Below are 16198 nucleotides of genomic sequence, written 5' to 3' on the forward strand. Positions count from 1 at the left end.
GATGCCTCACGCCTCCCGGAGGACGCGTTCGGTGACCCGGGCGGAGAACTCGAGACTCTCGACGGGGATCCGTTCATCGGCGCTGTGGAACTGTCCGAAGACGTCGAATCCCTCCGGTACTCGCAGCGGCACGAAACCGTAGCCGGCGATGCCGAGGCGCGCGAAGTGCTTGTTGTCGGTGCTGGCCGGCAGCAGGTACGGCACCACGAGTCCGTCGGGATCCTGCTCGGTGATCGCCGACTGCAGCACCGCGAGCAACGGCGCATCGACGGCAGCCTCGGTTGCGGACCACCACCGGCCCCAGCGGATGTCGATGTCGTCGCCGACGACCTCGCGCAGCCCCTCTTTGAGGGCCTCGTCCTGCCCCGGCAGCACCCGGATATCGAGCCACGCCGTCGCCTCGCCGGGGATGATGTTGGTCTTCGAGCCCGCCGACAGGACCGTCGGGGTTGCGGTGTTGCGCAGGCTCGCGCCGATCAGTGACGACACGAACCCGAGCTGGGAGAGGTCGTGTTCCAGGCTGTCATTCGAGAATGCGAGCCCGCGCGCCGCACCGAACCGGTCGAGGAAGGCCTGCAGCGCTGGCGTGCGCACGACCGGGAAGGAGTGCTCGCCGACCGCGGCCACCGCCTTCGCGAGACGCACCACCGCGTTGTCCTCCGTCGGCCGTGAGCCATGCGCTGCGCGGCCGCGCGCCGTCAGCGTGGCCCAGGCCACGCCTTTCTCGCTGGTGGCCGCGAGATACGCGCGCCGTCCTTCGTCGAGTGGGATCGAGAAGCCGCCGACCTCGCTCAGCGCCTCGGTCGCACCCGCGAACAGCTCGGGACGGTTGTCGACGAGCCAGCTCGCACCCCACACGCCACCGGCCTCCTCATCGGCGAGGAACGCGAAGATCAGGTCGCGACGCGGGGTGATCGAGTGCCTGGCGAAGTGCCGCGCGACGGCGAGGATCGTGCCCGCGAAGTTCTTCATGTCGACGGCGCCGCGGCCGTACAGCCAGCCGTCGTGCACCTCGCCGCCGAAGGGCGGATGCGTCCACTCCTGCCCCTCGACCGGCACCACGTCGAGGTGCGCATGGACCACCAGGGCGCCCGCCGACGGGTCGGAGCCGCGCAGTCGGGCCACGACCGAACCGCGGCCGGATCGGGGCTCGATCAGCTCGGACTCGATCCCGACCTCGGTCAACCGTTCCTGCACGAATCGCGCGGCACGGGTCTCGCCATCACCGATCGTCTCAGCGATCCCGGTGTTGACGCTGTCGATGCGGAGGAGGCTGCGGGTGAGCTCGACCGCCTCGTGCTGCAGGGTCTCGAACGCGGAGGAGGAATGTGCGGAATCCGATGTCGACGTCATGCGAACGACGGTACGGCGGCCCCGTGTTGCTCTGCGCGGCCGCCGTCATCGTCGGCAATCTTGCGGAGACGGACGGTGCGTCCGAAGTGGACGCGACGGCGGGAGTCGAACCCGCAACGCCATCAGGTATGAGCTGAGGCCCGGGACCGCCCGGATCGCCGCGATGTGCACGACGCTACCCGGCCCTGGCTTCCCTGGCCAGCAGGTTCCCCGGGATAACCGTTTGCGTCACAGGATGACGACGCATCCCGGTGGCGGTACCGTGGCGAGACGCCAGGAAGGGGACGACGATGACCGTCGCTGCCGTTGATCCCGCCACCACAGGGCAGAAGACGCACCGGTACCTGCGCCTGTCGCTGGTGTTCGTGGTCGTCGCGCTATTGGCGAGCGTCGCGATCGAGATGGTCGTCGTGTCGTGGGACCCGTTCATGCTGGGGTGGAACCCGCTCCCCTCGATCAGCCATGCCTTCTACACGCCGGTGCGGTCGGTGTTCGTCGGTGCGCTGATCGCCACGTCGCTCGCCATGCTCGCCCTCTCCGGTCGCGGTCGCGAAGCCATCCTGCTCGACATCGCCGCCGTCTTCGCGCCGCTGATCGCGATCGTGCCGACCGGCATCGCTCCGGAGCATCCGATCGGCGACCTGCGGTGCCCCGGCACCGACGACTGCATCCCGACCGGGTATATCGGCGAGGTGCGCGCCGGGGTCGCGATCTACGTCGTCGTCGTGCTCCTGGTCGTCGTCACGATGGCCGCGGTCCGTGCGAAGAAGCAGATCGTGACGCCGGGCGCGGCGCTCGTCTCGGGCATCGCGGTGCTGGCGGCGGTCGTAGTGGCAGCGCTCGCCTTCATCCCTGGGCTGAACGCCGACTTCCCGTTCAATTTCTGGCCGTATCCTCCGAGCATCCACTTCCTCGTGACGCTGCTGTTCTTCGGCACCTTCGTCGCCGTGCCGGTCCTGCATTCGCGCGGGCCGGTCGACGAGACCGAGACGCCACCGACCCCGCGGCAGCGCAGCATCTATCGCTGGGTCGCCCGCCTGTTGATCGCCGACCTCCTGCTCCTGCTGGCCGCCTTCATCTTCCGCGACGAGCTCGGCACCTTCCCGCTCGTGCTGATCGGCGAGGCGGTGGCGCTCAGCCTGTTCGCCTGGTTCTGGTGGGTGCAGACGTTCCAGCGGTGGGACGACGCGAACCCGCCGACCCTCCTCTGACGGTCGGCGGGCTGGGGCGAGTGGGATCACTCAGTCGTCGAGCGTCACCACGAGCTTCCCCCGGTGTCCCCCGCCGGCGAGATCGGCAAGGGCATCCGGCAGCCGATCGAAGGGGTACGTCTTCGCGACCACCGGCCGGATGATGCCGGCGTCGACGAGGGCCGCGACCTCGGCGAGCTGCTCGCCGTCCGCGCGCATGAACAGGAACTCGTAGGTGACGCCGAGCTTGTTCGCCTGCGCGCGGATCCTGCGACTGAGAGCGGCGATCGCGAGACGCAGCACGGGGTTCATCCCCTGCCGCCTGGCGAACGCCGGATCGGGCGGCCCGGAGATGCCGATCGCCTTTCCACCCGGTCGCAGCACCCGCAGCGACTTCTTCAGATTCTCGCCGCCGAGGCTGTCGAGCACGAGATCGTAGCCGGACAGCACCGCCGCGAAGTCCTCGCTGCGGTAGTCGATCACGATGTCGGCGCCGAGCTCGCGCACGAAGTCGGAATTCGCAGCGCTCGCGGTGGTGGCGACCGTCGCGCCGAGATGCCGAGCGAGCTGGATCGCGATCGCACCGACGCCACCGGCGCCCGCATGGATCAGCACCCTGTGCCCAGGCTGCACGTTCCCGCGTTCGACGAGTGCCTGCCAGGTCGTGAGTGCGACGAGCGGCAGCGATCCGGCCTCCACCATCGAGATGCGCTCCGGCACGATCGCGAGGTCGCTCTCGGCGACCGCGATGCGCTCCGCGAACGTGCCGATCCGAGCCGCGTCCGGCCGCGCGAAGACACGGTCACCAGGCCGGAACCGCTGCACGAGTCGTCCGACGCGAATGACCGTCCCCGCCACATCGTTCCCCAGGACGAGGGGCAGTCGGTAGGGCAGGATCTGAGCGAACTCCCCCAGACGGATCTTCTCGTCCAGCTGGTTGAGGCCGGCCGCCTCCACCCGCACCAGCACGTCTCCCTCCCCTACCTCCGGCTCCGGAACCTCCTGCTGCACCAGGGGCTGGGCGTACTTCTCGACGACGAACGCTCGCATGCCGCTTCCCTTTCGGATGCTCGGTGCGTCAGGCCGTCGCGGTCCGCAGCTGCGGGTAGAGCGCTTCCAGCGGCGCGCTGAGCCCGGCCTTGACCTGCACCGAGACATCATCCGCGAGCACCTCGTACTCGTCCCGCTCGGTCGCATCCAGGACGGCGCGCACGAGATCGGCCGGGTCGGTCTTCGGGTCGTCGACGTGCTGGGCCATCGCGGTGTCGACGTATCCGACGTGCACGCCGACGACGTGCACTCCCGCGGGCGCGAGCTCGAGGCGCAGTGAGTTCGTGACCGACCACAGGGCCGCCTTGGTGGCGCTGTAGATGCCGCCGACCGCGAACCAGGCGAGCGCTGAGTGGATGTCGATGATCGTCGCACCCGCGCGCCCGGACAGGAGCGGGGCGTATGCCCTCGTCAAGAACAGCGGTCCGAGGAAGTTCGTCTCGACGTTCCGCCGGATGTCCTCATCCGAGTGGGTCAGGATCCCAGCCGTCGGCACGGATGCGCCGGCGTTGTTGATCAGCACGGTCACGTCGGGCGCTGCCTCGACGACGGCGCTGATCGACGCGGGGTCGGTGACGTCGAGGGCGAGCGGCACGACGCGCTCGTCATCCCAGGTGCGCGGCGTTCGGGCGGTGGCGTAGACCTTGGCCGCGCCGCGCGCGAGTGCCTCGGCGACGAACGCCGAGCCGATGCCTCCGTTCGCTCCGGTGATCAGGACGACGGCTCCGGTGAGTGCAGGCATGGACTGTTCTCTCTTCTTTGCGACAATGGATACTGAGCGTGCGCATAAGCGACTTCACTCATAACTGAGGCCGCTCAGTTTCTATTCCCGGAGGATGCCATGTCGACCGAAGTCTCAGTCGGCCGCCGCGAGCGGAACAAGCAGCAGAAGCTCGAGCGCATCACCGCCGCCGCGTCGGAGCTCTTCGCCGAGCACGGCATCGACGACGTCACGACCCAGCAGATCGCCGAGCGGGCGGATGTCGGCACCGGCACGCTCTTCCTCTACGCGAAGACCAAGGGCGAGCTGCTCCTGCTCGTGCAGAACGCGCACTATGCGGTCGCCCTGCAGGATGGGATCGCTGCGAGCGCGCGGATCGCCGACACCCTCGACGCGATCATGGCGCTGCTGCGACCGATCATCGAGTGCAACCGGGTGCAGATCGAGAACGGCCGTGTGTACCTGCGCGAGATGGTGTTCGGGGATCCGTCCGACGCGAACCATGCCGAAGCGCTCCGCATCGTCGGCGGCACCGAGCACGCGGCGACCGCCATCCTGCAGCGCGACCCGGACATCGGCGAGGAGCAGGCGGCGACCAGCGCCCGCATCCTGTCGGCCATCATGTTCCTGACGATGGCGGCGAGCATCAACGCGACCATGACCGTCGACGAGATCGCGCAGGACGTCCGCGCGCAGGTGGCAACGCTGCTCGGACGCTAGCTCGGCTCAGCGCCGGATCGAGTCGTTGAACGGGTTCGCCTCGAGCGTGAAGTCGGTCGTCGCATCAGCCCAGGTACCGCCTGCAGTCGGCTGACGGCGGCGGCGCAGCGCGGCGAGCGCGGCGGTCGCCGGGACACCGAGCGCGAGGGCGAGCCCGCCCTGCAGGCTCCGGTCCTCGGCGCCGAGCACGCTCGCACGGTGCCAGGCCTCGTGCATCGAGCCACCGCGAGCGGCGGGCACACGTTTCGGCGGCAGTGCGCCGGCCCTGCGGAGCGCGACGAGCTGCTCGACCCGATCCCACCACGTCGACTCCGCCTCCGGGTGGAAGTAGTTGTCGCGCAGCCAGTCGGGATGCGGATGCCGGAACCGGCCGGCTACGACCTCGCTGCGACCGCCGAGCAGACCGCTGCCGACGAACACGGTGTTCAGCAGGCTCTTGCTCACGCCGAACGAGTCGAGCGCGATCACCGGGATGCCGAGGGCCGTCGCCTCGATCGCGGCCGTCGAGCTCACCGTCACGAGACCGGCCGCACTGTCGAGGGCGGTGGCCATCGACTCGTACGAGAACACGAGGTTGTCCGGGCGCCTGGTCGGCAGCAGCTCCGCGTAGGGCGCGCGTTCGAGGTGGGTCTCCGCCTCCCCCGGCCTCGACCGCAGCTTCACGACGATCCGTCGACCCGGGTCGACCTCGGCGGCGCGCACCAGCATCGCCGCGATCTCGGCACGCTCGTCCACCCCGACGGGCACGAGCGCCTGCGCCGCGAACACGATGTCGGTCGCGGGCGGTCGCACCGGCGTCAGGGGTTCGGGTCGTTCGGCCACCGCCACGGCGTTCCGGCCACCGGAGACGGCATCGACCCGGATGTGCTCGGGGCGCAGCATCCGCTGTCGACGCCTCGCGAAGGGGAGCGTCGCGAGGGCCGTCGGCAGCTGCACGCCGATACGGTGTCCGAGCTCGTCGAAGGCGCGCGCCTCGCGGTGCGAGTGGACGATCATGAGGTCGGTGTGCCGGCGGGAATCCAGTGCCCCGCGCTGGGCAGGGATGGCCATGCCTGGCAGACCCGAGACCGTGACCGGTCGGTGCGAGAGCGCGTCGATCACGCGCCCCATCAGTCGCACGAACGGTCCGCGGCCGGCGAGCAGCGCGACGTCGGGCCGCTGCCCCTCCAGCCACGCCAACGTCTCGGCGAACCGCACCCTGGTCACCTGCTCCGGCAGCATCCCTGTTCCGGCGAGCGCCGTGCGCTGCTGCTCGATGCTCGCCGTGAGCGGCGTGCGCACCAGCAGCAGGTGCGATCGGATGCCGGGCACGCCGCCGAGCAGCGACGCGGCCCACTTCACGAACGAGTCGGCGTCGGCGATCGCGACGACCCGTAGGCCGTCCCGACCCGTTGGCATGGGGTCTCCTGCCACACGGTCTCGTGTCATGCGGAGACGCGGCGCAGCTTCGCCATCGGTGCGCGCTCGCTGTCGAACACGCGCTTGACGCCGTCGCCGAGCGCCGACTCGATCACCCGGATATCGCGCACGAGGTGCTCCAGCCCGCCCGGCTCGAGGGATGCCGCGTGGTCGGAGCCCCACATCGTGCGATCGAGCGTGATGTGGCGCTCGACCGCGACCGCGCCGATCGCGACGGCGGCGAGCGAGATCTGCAGACCGCGCTCGTGGCCGGAGTAGCCGACCGGGATGCCGGGGTACCGGTCGCGCAGGGTGGCGATCGCGCGGAGGTTCGCCTCTTCGGGGTCCAGCGGGTACGTCGAGGTCGCGTGCATGAGCACGACACGGTCGGTGCCGAGCGTGTCGAGGGCGCGGTCGATCTGCGCGATGGTCGACATGCCGGTGGAGAGGATGACGGGCTTCCCGGTCGCGCGGAGCGCCTGCAGCAGTTCGGTGTCGGTGAGGCTCGCAGAGGCGACCTTGTGCGCCACCACGTGCAGCTCTTCCAGGAAGTCGACGCTCGGCACATCCCACGGCGAGGCGAACCAGTCGAGGCCGAGCAGCGTGGCGTGATCGCCGATCTCGACGTACTCATCGCGGCCGAACTCGACCCGGCGGCGGTAGTCGAGGTAGCTCATGGTGCCCCAAGGCGTCTCCCGGGGGACGTCGCGCATGTGCTCCGGCGTGGAGATCTCCGGCGTGCGCTTCTGGAACTTCACCGCGTCGGCGCCGGCCCGCGCCGCGACGTCGATGAGGCGTTTCGCGATCTCGACGTCGCCGTTGTGGTTCAGGCCGATCTCCGCGATCACATAGGCGGGGTGACCGCCTCCGATCACGTGCGATCCGATGCTGACAGTCATGAATCCTCCGGTCGTCGAGCGGTCAGGAAGTCCCCTCCCCTCCTGAGTACGCCTCGACGGTGAACATCGTGCGACCGGCGGGTGACCGGCATCGGTCAGCTCGACAACACCCGTTCGATCAGCTCCCGCACCGCACCATCGCCCCCCGATCGCGACAGGATGACGCGGGCCTGCTCCAACACTTTCGGGTGCGCGTTCGCCACGGCGACCGGCCACCCGACGATGCGCATCGCCGGCAGATCGTTGACGTCGTTCCCGAGGTACGCGATGTCGTCGAGGGCCACGCCGGTCGTCTCGGCCCAGGCCCGCAGCGCCGACTCCTTGTCGTCGATGCCGTGCAGCACCGGCACGCGCAGCTTCTCGGCCCGCGCCCGGACGACCGGGTTCACCTCGGTCGAGAGGATCAGCATCGGTACACCCGCTCTGCGGAGCATCGCGACGCCCATGCCGTCCTCACGACTGACGCGGACCTGCTCGCGTCCGTCTGCGTCGACGATCGCCGTGTCATCCGTGTGCACGCCGTCGAAGTCGGTCACGACTGCGTTCGCCGGTATCGGATGCGGCTGCTCCTGCCGTGCGGCGAGCGCCCTCGCGATGCCGAGCTGCTGTTCGTCGTCGATCTCGATCGCCGTCCACTCCGGCACCTCGGCGATCCGGATGCGGCCGAAGAACCGATGGCGGCTCTCGCGGAAACCCTCGGTGCGGAACACGTAGAAGGCACCCGACTCGAGGTGATGCGGCTCCCGGTCCTGTCGACGCGGTCGGAACGAGGCGTCGTGGTTGATCGCGATCCCCTCGCCGTCGGCGCCGCGGCGCCAGAGGAATCCGTAGGTCTCGAACGCCGAGAACACGCTGTCGGCGCGGCCGGCGCGGATGTCGCTCACGGCCGTCGCGAGCGCCGCACTGGGGATGAATGGCGAGGTCGCCTGCAGGAACGCGACGATCTGCGGCGTCACCCCCTCGAGCTCGAGGTGGTCGAGTGCGTGCAGGATCGCGCTCTCGGACGAGGCCGTGTCGCCGGAGAGCTCGGCCGGTCGGTGCACCACCCTGGCCCCGGCCGCCTCGCTCACGGCGGCGATCTCGGCATCGTCGGTGGAGACCACGACCAGGTCGATGCCCTCAGCTGCCTGCGCGGCATGGATCGCCCGCTGCACGAGCGGCACACCGCCGACCGGTTGCAGGTTCTTGCGAGGCACGCCCTTCGATCCGCCCCTCGCAGGGATGATCGCCACCGCGGTCACCGTCGTCGTGTCCGTCATCATCGTCCTCGAATCGCTCGCCATGCGCGTCCGGCGCGACGCTTGGCACCCAGCGCCGTGAGTCGCAGTTCCTCGACGCGTCCGGTGCCACCGCCTGGTCGCAGCGCCCGCTGCAGTCGCCCCGCCACCGGTGCTCCAGGCAGCCGCAGGGCCGCGAGCCGGGCCGGCGCGAAGTACCGGTCGCGTTCCTCAGCATCCGCTGCCGTGAGCCACTGCTCCGCACGCTCGCGGAGGTGCCCGGCGATCTCCGGCTGCATGGCGTAGCCGACCGCATCGATCAGCAGCTGCAGGTGATCCGGGTCGACGTCAGGCGTCTCCACGCGGGTGAGCGCGTCGACGATGGTCATCGGCACGCGATTGCTGTTCTCGTACGGCGTCAGGCGTGCGAGCATCGCCGCGGTGCCGCTCGACCCGATGGCCGTGCCGAACAGCGCGTGCACGGTCGGCAGCGCGGTCGAGAATCCCGCCACCACGGCCAGGGCATCGAGCCGGCTGGCGAGGAGCTCGGCGGCGAGCGCGCCGCGGTACTCGACGAACTCGCACCCGTGGGACAGCGCGCGTTCGCGCACCGCATGGGTGAGCAGGGGCGGGGCGGCCGGATGCGGCTTGAAGACGATCCGCTCCGGCGACCACTGCGCAGCACGGTCGATCAGGTCGCGTTGCAGCGCGATCTCCTCGCGCTGCGTCATCAGCCCCAGCGCCGAGAGGTACTGACCGAGCACGAGCACGGTCGATGCGCCGTCGTCGAGCGGTGCGCCGGCGGCATCCGTCACCGCTTCGCCATGGTCGGTCTCGAGCAGCACACGACGGAAGGCGTCGGACGACAGCGGCACGGATGCCGCGGCGGTCCCGCCGACGAGCGGCCGCACCCCCGGCACCACATCCACGTGCACCACACGATGGATGCGCGCCGAGACCGGGTGCCCGAGGGCGACGCGCATCGGCGAGTAGGTCATCAACCCGTCACCCACGATCGTGATGCGCGCGCGGGGGAAGATCGACAGCAGCGTGCGGGCCGGCGCCACCTGCGGGCTCTGCACCAGCAGCTCCAGGTCGTCCGGGTCGAGTCCCCAGGCGCGCGTGAGCAGCCGTTCGAGCAGGGGAAGGTCGACCGGCTCTGGCTCCCAGGAACTCGGATGCAGCGGCCCGAGCAGCGCACCGAGGTCTTCGATGCGGTCGAAGCGCGCTCGGAGCGTCCGCAGCGCGGGATCAACGGCGATCCCGACGACCGTCTCCGGCACCGACGAGGAGACGAACGGCACGAGGATGCGGTCGACGGATGCCCCGAGGAGCCCCTCGTCGATCGCGGCGGCCGCGGTCGCGAGCCCATAGGCGCTGTGCAGCGCGAACAGCTGGGTCATCCGTCATACCCCGCCCGGCGAAGCGAGCGTGCGAGCACGCGTCGACGCGGTCCGTCCATCCGACGCACCGCGTCGGTCACCTGCGCCTCCGGGAGTCGTCGGAGCAGGTCGCGGATCGCGGTGCGCATCTCACCGCGCAGCCCCGGCTGCATCCGCCGGGAACGGACGACGTGATGCGAGCTGAGCGCCAGCGCCGTCCACACCGCCTTGGGCAGGAACCGCTCGGCCTCGGCATCCTGCTCCACGATCTCGACGACCTCGGTCATCGCGCGGGCGAAATCGAGCTGACGGCGATCACGCACCTGCGTGAGCGAGGTCGTCACCCCGCGCCGGTACAGCAGCGCCGGCGCATCGACCACCGCGAACGATGCCGCCTGCAGGTGCAGCCGCCAGATCCACGGCCGGTCCTCAGCGGTGAAGAGTCCTGGCGTGAACTCGGCGAGGCCGCGGTCGAGCATCCGTCGGTGCAGGATGCCGGCCCACGCGAAGGGGTAGTCGACCATGGTGCTCTCGGTCTCGGGCAGGATCGCCTCGCGGGGGCTGCCCGGCTGCTCGCGCCACGGATGCGGGGCCCGCACCAGCGTCCGCACGCCGCCGCGCACCGTCACGTGATCGGTGCGGAGGAAGTCGGCGTCCAGCTCGCGAAGGCGCGTGGCAAGCACCTGCAGGCGCTGCGGCTGCATCCAGTCATCGCCGTCGAGGAAGCAGAACGCCTCCCCCTCCACACGCGCGAGCCCCTGGTTGCGGGCCGTCGCGAGTCCCTGCGGCTCGGCGTTCACGAGCAGCTCGGCGTGCGGGAACCGGTCGGCGTAGCGACGCATCAGCGCACCGGTGTCATCGCGCGAGCCGTCGTCGATCGCGACGAGCTTGAGCGCGGCCGGGTCATCGAACTGGCGGGTCAGCGTCTCGAGCGCGGTCGCAAGGTACGGCCCCGCGTCCTTCGCGGGAAGGATGACGGTGACGAGGGGACTGCGCACGGATCTCCCGGGGGTGGACGACGTCATGCATGGTCGCAGGCGATCCTTGCGCGTCGGCGACCCCGAGGTGAACGCGGGGTGTCTTCGCACACGAGCACGCCGGGATCGGCGACGATGGTCAGATGCTCTGGTTCGGTGGATCGCACTGGCGACCGATGCGACGGCGGATGCGCGACACCGCCGACCTCCGGTGGCTCACCGCGCGCGCCTGGACCACGAAGTGGTACCCGCAGGGCATCGACATCGGGTCCTGGCGCGGCCGCCGCACGCTCGCCGTCAGCTGGTTCCGACAGGACAAGACCGGCACGCACCTCGCGTCCCGGGTGGTGCTGATCGACCCGGAACGGTCACGGCACCTCGACGTCGCGCTCGCGTTCACGGACGACGACGGCGAGCTGCAGCCGGCCCGCATCCACACCGGCGGACTCGCGTGGTTCGAGGATCGGCTGTTCGTCGCGGCGACCGGCCAGGGCATCTGGGAGTTCGATCTCGGCGACACCCGCCAGGTGCGCGGAGCGGTCGCCCGTCGGCTCCGTGGTGTCGCAGGTCGCTGGCGTCCGACGACCGCGCTGGTCGCGGTGCGCTCGAAGGTGCATCCGGTCGCACTGCGCTGCTCGTTCCTCGGCCGGGCCTTCGACGACGACGGGACCCCGCTGCGGCGCGTGCTGATCGGCGAGTACCGACGAGACGACCAGGGCCGCATCGCGGAGTTCTCGATCCCCGAGGGGGCGGACGACTCGTTCGAGGAGCACGCGCGGGTCATGCCGGGGATCGCCCGCATGCAGGGCGTCGTGCGCTGGGGCGAGCAGCATTTCGTGTCGCAGTCGAACCTGATGAAACCCGGTCGGCTGTGGAGCGGCACCCGCGACGACCTCACGAGGCACTCGTATCCGCTGCCCGTCGGATGCGAGGACCTCGCGCTCGATCCGGATGCCGAGATGCTGTGGTCGCTGGGCGAGCATCCGCGTCGGCGGGTGGTGCGCGGCATCCCCTTCGCCCTGATCGGACTCGGACGTGGCCGACAGGAGGCGCGTTTAGACTGAGGGGGTGAAGCCTGCGCCCCTCCTCGTCTACACCGTGCTGCGGCTGCTGGCGTTCCTCGTCCCCCTCGCGATCCTCTGGTTCTTCTTCCCGATCTTCCGGGAGTTCTGGTGGCTGGCCGCGATCTTCGCCGCACTGATCGGCACCAGCATCTCGATGCTCTTCCTGCGGCGCCCGCTGTCAGAGGCCTCGACCGTGATCCACGAACGCCGCGAGGGCCGCGGCGAGTCGGCACGTCAGGCGGATGCCGATGCCGAGGACTCCGTGCTCGACGGCGCCGAGGATGCTGCGGGTGCTGCTTCGGCTGAGGCTGCTGAGCCCGACACCAAGGCCTGAGGGCTGGGCTGGGGCCCAGGGGCTGGGCTAGGGCCTGGGGCCTGGGGCCTGGTTCACCATCTGAGCCCTGCTCTGCGAGCTGCCCCCAGCTCGGCGGGATGCCCCCTGCTCGGCGGTCCCGCAGGTGTCGCAGATGGCCGCATCCTCCGCCCTGAGCCGACCATTCGCGTCCCCTCCCTTGGCGCAGGTGTCGCAGATGGCCGCAACCAGCTGGAGGTCGCGGCCAGATGCGACCCCTCCCCGCCGGAAGAGGATGCTCAGACGCGAGGGATTCCCCGAGGCAGGGCGCTCAGAGGCAGCCTGCACCTATGCACAGAGGCTGGGAGGGACTGTCCGACTCAGCCGACGAAGGCCCAGAACAGCGCCCCCGCGTACAGCAGCGCGGTGAGCGAGGTCAGCGCGAGCGCGATCACGAGCTCGCGCGGCTGCCGGTAGGTCCAGACGATGAGCACCGCCGGCAGACCGGCCAGGAGTGCGAGCAGCGCGATCCAGGCGATCGGGAACAGCAGGGCGAGGACCACGGCGATCCCGAACGGCGCGAGCAGGAACACCGTGAACAGCACCTGCGTCGCACGGCGTCCGATCAGCACGGTCAGCGTTCGCTTGCCGACGGCGCGGTCCTGATCGATGTCGCGGAGGTTGTTCGCGAGCAGCACCGCGCACGCGAACAGTCCGGCGGCGATCGCGCCGAGCCACGCCTGCTGCGGCAGATCGAAGATCTGCACCCAGGTCGTACCGAGGGTCGCGACGAGGCCGAAGAAGATGAAGACGAAGACCTCACCGAGGCCCGCATACCCGTACGGGCGCTTGCCGCCGGTGTAGAACCAGGCTGCGACGATGCAGGCGGCGCCGACCGCCAGCATCCACCACTGCTCCGTACGGATCACGATCGCGAGGCCGACGGCCGCGGCGAGCGCGAAGAAGACCAACGCGATGATCAGGACGGTGCGGGCCCGCACCCGACCGGATGCCGTGAGGCGAGCCGGACCGACGCGCACGGCGTCGGTGCCGCGGATGCCGTCGCTGTAGTCGTTCGCGAAGTTCACACCGATCTGCAGCAGCACCGCGACCGCGAGGCACGCGAGCGCGATGACCCAGTGGAACTCCGGCTGCGTGCTGCGCGCGGCGCCAGTGCCGATCAGCACCGGGGCGATCGCAAGGGGCAGCGTGCGCAGGCGGGCGGCACCGATCCAGTCGCCGGCCGTCACCGGACCGGCCTCGATCACCGGCCGCTTGGCGGGGTTGCCGCTCGAACGACTCGGGGTGCGCTGGGGGCTCTTGGTGCGCGCTGTGCTCTTGCGCTTCGACGATGCTGCCACGCTGGGAATCCTACTGGGCGTGGCGATGAGGGCCCTTCGACAAGCTCAGGGACCCAGGACGCGCCGGGCCCTTCGACAAGCTCAGGGACCCAGGACGCGCCGGGCCCTTCGACAGGCTCAGGGACCCAGGACGCGCCGGGCCCTTCGACAGGCTCAGGGACCCAGGACGCGCCGGGCCCTTCGACAGGCTCAGGGACCCAGGACGCGCGAGGCGTCAGGGATTCGGGTTCGAGTCCTTGCCGTCGAGCCACAGCGTGTCGGATGCATCGCCGTGCGAACCGCTCTTGCCGACGTGCTTGTCGCTGATCTTCGGTCCCTTCAGGATCACGTGCACCATGGCCTGCGCGTGACCGTGCCCGAGGCTGTACTCCTCCTTGAGCCAGTTCAGGACGACCGTGGACTTCGTCGTCTCGTCGAAGCCCTGCTCCTTCGCGAGTGCGATGAACTGTCGCGGGGTGAGTCCGGTCTGGGTCTCGACCTTGTCGAGGTACGCCTGGAACGACATGCTGTCTCCTGCCGAGGGTGAGTGCTGCGCGGTGCTCGCGAGATTACTCCACCGGGAGGATCGGCCGGTGCTCGTAGTAGGTCTGCAGCACGACCGTCGTGCGGGTGCTGACGTTCGCCGCGGTCCGGATGTCTCGCACGAGCTCCTCGAGCGCGCGCGGCGAGGCGACCCGCACGAACAGCATGTAGCTGGCGTCGCCGGCGATCGAGTGGCAGGCCTCGATCGCGTCGAGGTGCTCAAGCAGCTCGGGGGCGTTGTCGGGCTGCGCTGGATCGAGAGGGGTGATCTCGATGAACGCCGACAGCGGCGTGCCGACGAGTTCGGGGTCGAGGATGGCGCGGTAGCCCGTGATCACGCCGCGCGTCTCGAGCCGCCGCAACCGTGACTGCACTGCCGAGACCGAGAGCCCGACGGCATCCGAGAGGTGGGAGAGCGTGGCACGCCCGTCGCGCGCGATCTCCGCGACGATCGCGCGGTCGACAGAGTCATCCATGGATGTAAGATTATCGTGAGTATTCCGTTATGACCGGAAAATTTCCGGCATGCCGCACGATCGGAGGTCCCGATGTCCATCATTTCCGCCAACAGCACCGCTGCACAGGCTATCGTCGGCGAACCCGAGGTCGTCGAGGATGACTCCCTGAGCCTGTCGAAGGGCGCCGAGCAGTCGCCTGCCTGGGCGCAGCTGAAGGATGCGGCGATCGCGATCCGCGAGCTGCAGGTCAAGGACGGTTCCATTCCGGAGGCCGGGCACCACGCGAAGGCCACCGAGCTCGTCGCCGCGATCACAGCAAGCATCCGGGCACTCGCCCCCGCCTTCCCGCACGACGCCGAGTATCTCGCTGCCTCCGTCGTCGACTTCGACCGCTGGGCGGCGTCGGACTTCGGCGTGCCGGACTTCCTCGACTCGCTCATGGCCTTCCAGCCGCAGCAGCACCGCATCGACGGCATCCGTCACCTCGTCGTGTTCCCGATGTACACGCAGAACGGTTCCAGCGACCGTCTCGTCGAGGCACTCATCGTCGAGACGATCTGGCCGGAGTTCATCGGCGCCCTCGAAGCCGGCGACTACGGCAACAAGCTGTTCGTCTCGCTGCGCCTGGTCGACTTCACGCCCGGCTACGACACGAACTCGGCCGTGCTGTTCCCTGAGACCGTCGCGATGCGCGAGATCCCGAGCTTCACCTGGGGCGCGATCTTCCAGGACCGCGAAGCCGCTCGGTACCGTCGTGTCACCCGCGCGGCCGCCGAGATCACGAAGCTCGAACTGCCGGAGCGCGCCGCGGCGATGCTCGATGACCAGGCGCTCACCGAGCGCGCGTTCGTGATGTGGGACATCATCCACGACCGCACGCACATGCGCGGCGACCTGCCGTTCGACCCGTTCATGATCAAGCAGCGGATGCCGTTCTTCCTGTACTCGCTGGAAGAGCTGCGCTGCGACCTGACCGCGTTCCGCGAGTCGGTCAAGATCCAGCGCTCGCTGTCTGCGCGGTCCGAGGCCGGCGAAGACCTCACCACCTCGGAGCAGGAGATGCTCGAGCACGCACCGCTCGTGCAGTACGCGGTGATCTTCGACCGGATCTTCCGTTTCGCGATCACGGGCTCCCGCGTGCGCAACTACGACGGCCTCGGCGGACAACTGCTGTTCGCCTGGCTGCACCAGCGCGGCGTGCTGCACTGGACCGACACGGCGCTGGCCTTCGACTGGGACGGCGTGCCGGATGCGGTCGTCGCCCTGGGCGATGCGATCGACGAGCTCTACTGGCGTTCGATCGACCGCCCGAAGACCGCGCACTGGCTCGCCGCCTACGACCTGGTCCGCAGCGTGCTGACGCCGCACCCGGCCTCGAACTGGGCTCGCGGTCTGTCGGACGAGATCCTCTCCGGCGCCCCGAAGGGGTACACCGACGCCGTGCTGGACGACGAGTTCCCGCTGTCGATGTTCTTCGAGGCGCTCGACAAGAAGATGAAGCCGGTCATCGAGTCGACCGTCGGCATCCGCGGCGATGACGACTGAGGTGACCCGCCTCCCCTCCGCCGAACCACCCCTCTTCGGTCGAGCCACC

16 protein-coding genes and 1 tRNA gene are annotated in these 16198 nt (G+C 69.8%); 5 read left to right on the top strand and 12 right to left on the bottom strand.

Going from position 1 to position 16198, the window contains the following annotated elements; genetic code table 11:
- Positions 1–6: 6 nt before the first annotated feature.
- The gene (locus RS83_RS07020; RefSeq protein WP_045278797.1) at positions 7–1353 is read right to left on the bottom strand and encodes a M20/M25/M40 family metallo-hydrolase; all 1347 of its coding nucleotides are present in this window, start codon (positions 1351–1353) and stop codon (positions 7–9) included.
- 87 nt (positions 1354–1440) lie between these two features.
- Positions 1441–1516: transfer RNA gene (locus RS83_RS18735), tRNA-Met, on the bottom strand.
- 127 nt (positions 1517–1643) lie between these two features.
- Between RS83_RS18735 and RS83_RS07025 the strand changes: the two genes are divergently transcribed.
- On the top strand, positions 1644–2564 hold the full coding sequence (locus RS83_RS07025; protein WP_045278798.1) for a hypothetical protein: 921 nt from the start codon (positions 1644–1646) through the stop codon (positions 2562–2564).
- Positions 2565–2594: 30 nt separating this feature from the next.
- Here the strand turns inward: RS83_RS07025 and RS83_RS07030 are convergent, their stop codons facing one another.
- On the bottom strand, positions 2595–3593 hold the full coding sequence (locus RS83_RS07030; RefSeq protein ID WP_045278799.1) for an NADP-dependent oxidoreductase: 999 nt from the start codon (positions 3591–3593) through the stop codon (positions 2595–2597).
- A 28-nt stretch (positions 3594–3621) separates the two neighbouring features.
- Positions 3622–4335, bottom strand: a complete 714-nt coding sequence (locus RS83_RS07035; protein ID WP_045278800.1) for an SDR family oxidoreductase — start codon at positions 4333–4335, stop codon at positions 3622–3624.
- A gap of 99 nt (positions 4336–4434) precedes the next feature.
- Between RS83_RS07035 and RS83_RS07040 the strand changes: the two genes are divergently transcribed.
- Positions 4435–5034 (top strand): TetR/AcrR family transcriptional regulator, encoded by a 600-nt coding sequence (locus RS83_RS07040; protein WP_045278801.1) that lies wholly within the window; start codon positions 4435–4437, stop codon positions 5032–5034.
- A gap of 6 nt (positions 5035–5040) precedes the next feature.
- Here RS83_RS07040 and RS83_RS07045 read toward each other — a convergent pair whose 3' ends face one another.
- The 5 genes from RS83_RS07045 to RS83_RS07065 all read right to left on the bottom strand — a co-directional run bounded on the left by RS83_RS07045 (position 5041) and on the right by RS83_RS07065 (position 10928).
- Positions 5041–6432, bottom strand: coding sequence for a DUF6716 putative glycosyltransferase (locus RS83_RS07045; protein WP_052678934.1), 1392 nt, complete (start codon positions 6430–6432; stop codon positions 5041–5043).
- A gap of 26 nt (positions 6433–6458) precedes the next feature.
- Positions 6459–7331 (bottom strand): N-acetylneuraminate synthase family protein, encoded by an 873-nt coding sequence (locus RS83_RS07050; RefSeq protein ID WP_045278802.1) that lies wholly within the window; start codon positions 7329–7331, stop codon positions 6459–6461.
- Between the two features lie 95 nt (positions 7332–7426).
- Positions 7427–8590: an acylneuraminate cytidylyltransferase gene (locus RS83_RS07055; protein ID WP_045278803.1), complete on the bottom strand. Its 1164-nt coding sequence runs from the start codon at positions 8588–8590 to the stop codon at positions 7427–7429.
- Positions 8590–9951: a polysialyltransferase family glycosyltransferase gene (locus RS83_RS07060; protein ID WP_045278804.1), complete on the bottom strand. Its 1362-nt coding sequence runs from the start codon at positions 9949–9951 to the stop codon at positions 8590–8592. Before RS83_RS07060 ends, RS83_RS07055 begins: the two co-directional genes overlap by 1 nt.
- Positions 9948–10928, bottom strand: coding sequence for a glycosyltransferase family 2 protein (locus RS83_RS07065; RefSeq protein WP_197072080.1), 981 nt, complete (start codon positions 10926–10928; stop codon positions 9948–9950). The genes RS83_RS07060 and RS83_RS07065 overlap by 4 nt, the downstream gene beginning before the upstream one ends.
- Before the next feature lie 122 nt (positions 10929–11050).
- Here RS83_RS07065 and RS83_RS07070 point away from each other — a divergent pair, with 122 nt between their 5' ends.
- Positions 11051–11971, top strand: coding sequence for a hypothetical protein (locus RS83_RS07070; RefSeq protein WP_045278806.1), 921 nt, complete (start codon positions 11051–11053; stop codon positions 11969–11971).
- Positions 11972–11975: 4 nt separating this feature from the next.
- Positions 11976–12305, top strand: coding sequence for a DUF4229 domain-containing protein (locus RS83_RS07075; RefSeq protein WP_045278807.1), 330 nt, complete (start codon positions 11976–11978; stop codon positions 12303–12305).
- Positions 12306–12643: 338 nt separating this feature from the next.
- Here the strand turns inward: RS83_RS07075 and RS83_RS07080 are convergent, their stop codons facing one another.
- From RS83_RS07080 to RS83_RS07090, 3 genes are all read right to left on the bottom strand, one after another.
- Complete coding sequence (locus tag RS83_RS07080) at positions 12644–13624, bottom strand: 1,4-dihydroxy-2-naphthoate polyprenyltransferase (protein ID WP_045278808.1); 981 nt, start codon at positions 13622–13624, stop codon at positions 12644–12646.
- A gap of 214 nt (positions 13625–13838) precedes the next feature.
- On the bottom strand, positions 13839–14129 hold the full coding sequence (locus RS83_RS07085) for a DUF4287 domain-containing protein (RefSeq protein ID WP_045278809.1): 291 nt from the start codon (positions 14127–14129) through the stop codon (positions 13839–13841).
- Between the two features lie 43 nt (positions 14130–14172).
- Complete coding sequence (locus RS83_RS07090; RefSeq protein ID WP_045278810.1) at positions 14173–14622, bottom strand: Lrp/AsnC family transcriptional regulator; 450 nt, start codon at positions 14620–14622, stop codon at positions 14173–14175.
- Between the two features lie 72 nt (positions 14623–14694).
- On the opposite strand from RS83_RS07090, the gene RS83_RS07095 reads away from it, so the two are divergent.
- The gene (locus tag RS83_RS07095; RefSeq protein WP_045278811.1) at positions 14695–16149 is read left to right on the top strand and encodes a DUF6421 family protein; all 1455 of its coding nucleotides are present in this window, start codon (positions 14695–14697) and stop codon (positions 16147–16149) included.
- The last annotated feature ends 49 nt before the right edge of the window (positions 16150–16198 follow it).

Source organism: Microbacterium oxydans (assembly GCF_000956525.1).
GTDB classification, from domain to species: domain Bacteria; phylum Actinomycetota; class Actinomycetes; order Actinomycetales; family Microbacteriaceae; genus Microbacterium; species Microbacterium oxydans_A.

Bases quoted from the DNA above. Each gene is read 5' to 3' on its own strand.
- RS83_RS07020 (WP_045278797.1), bottom strand. From the start codon at position 1,353: ATGACGTCGACATCGGATTCCGCACATTCCTCCTCCGCGTTCGAGACC.
- RS83_RS07025 (WP_045278798.1), top strand. From the start codon at position 1,644: ATGACCGTCGCTGCCGTTGATCCCGCCACCACAGGGCAGAAGACGCAC.
- RS83_RS07030 (WP_045278799.1), bottom strand. From the start codon at position 3,593: ATGCGAGCGTTCGTCGTCGAGAAGTACGCCCAGCCCCTGGTGCAGCAG.
- RS83_RS07035 (WP_045278800.1), bottom strand. From the start codon at position 4,335: ATGCCTGCACTCACCGGAGCCGTCGTCCTGATCACCGGAGCGAACGGA.
- RS83_RS07040 (WP_045278801.1), top strand. From the start codon at position 4,435: ATGTCGACCGAAGTCTCAGTCGGCCGCCGCGAGCGGAACAAGCAGCAG.
- RS83_RS07045 (WP_052678934.1), bottom strand. From the start codon at position 6,432: ATGCCAACGGGTCGGGACGGCCTACGGGTCGTCGCGATCGCCGACGCC.
- RS83_RS07050 (WP_045278802.1), bottom strand. From the start codon at position 7,331: ATGACTGTCAGCATCGGATCGCACGTGATCGGAGGCGGTCACCCCGCC.
- RS83_RS07055 (WP_045278803.1), bottom strand. From the start codon at position 8,590: ATGACGGACACGACGACGGTGACCGCGGTGGCGATCATCCCTGCGAGG.
- RS83_RS07060 (WP_045278804.1), bottom strand. From the start codon at position 9,951: ATGACCCAGCTGTTCGCGCTGCACAGCGCCTATGGGCTCGCGACCGCG.
- RS83_RS07070 (WP_045278806.1), top strand. From the start codon at position 11,051: ATGCTCTGGTTCGGTGGATCGCACTGGCGACCGATGCGACGGCGGATG.
- RS83_RS07085 (WP_045278809.1), bottom strand. From the start codon at position 14,129: ATGTCGTTCCAGGCGTACCTCGACAAGGTCGAGACCCAGACCGGACTC.
- RS83_RS07090 (WP_045278810.1), bottom strand. From the start codon at position 14,622: ATGGATGACTCTGTCGACCGCGCGATCGTCGCGGAGATCGCGCGCGAC.
- RS83_RS07095 (WP_045278811.1), top strand. From the start codon at position 14,695: ATGTCCATCATTTCCGCCAACAGCACCGCTGCACAGGCTATCGTCGGC.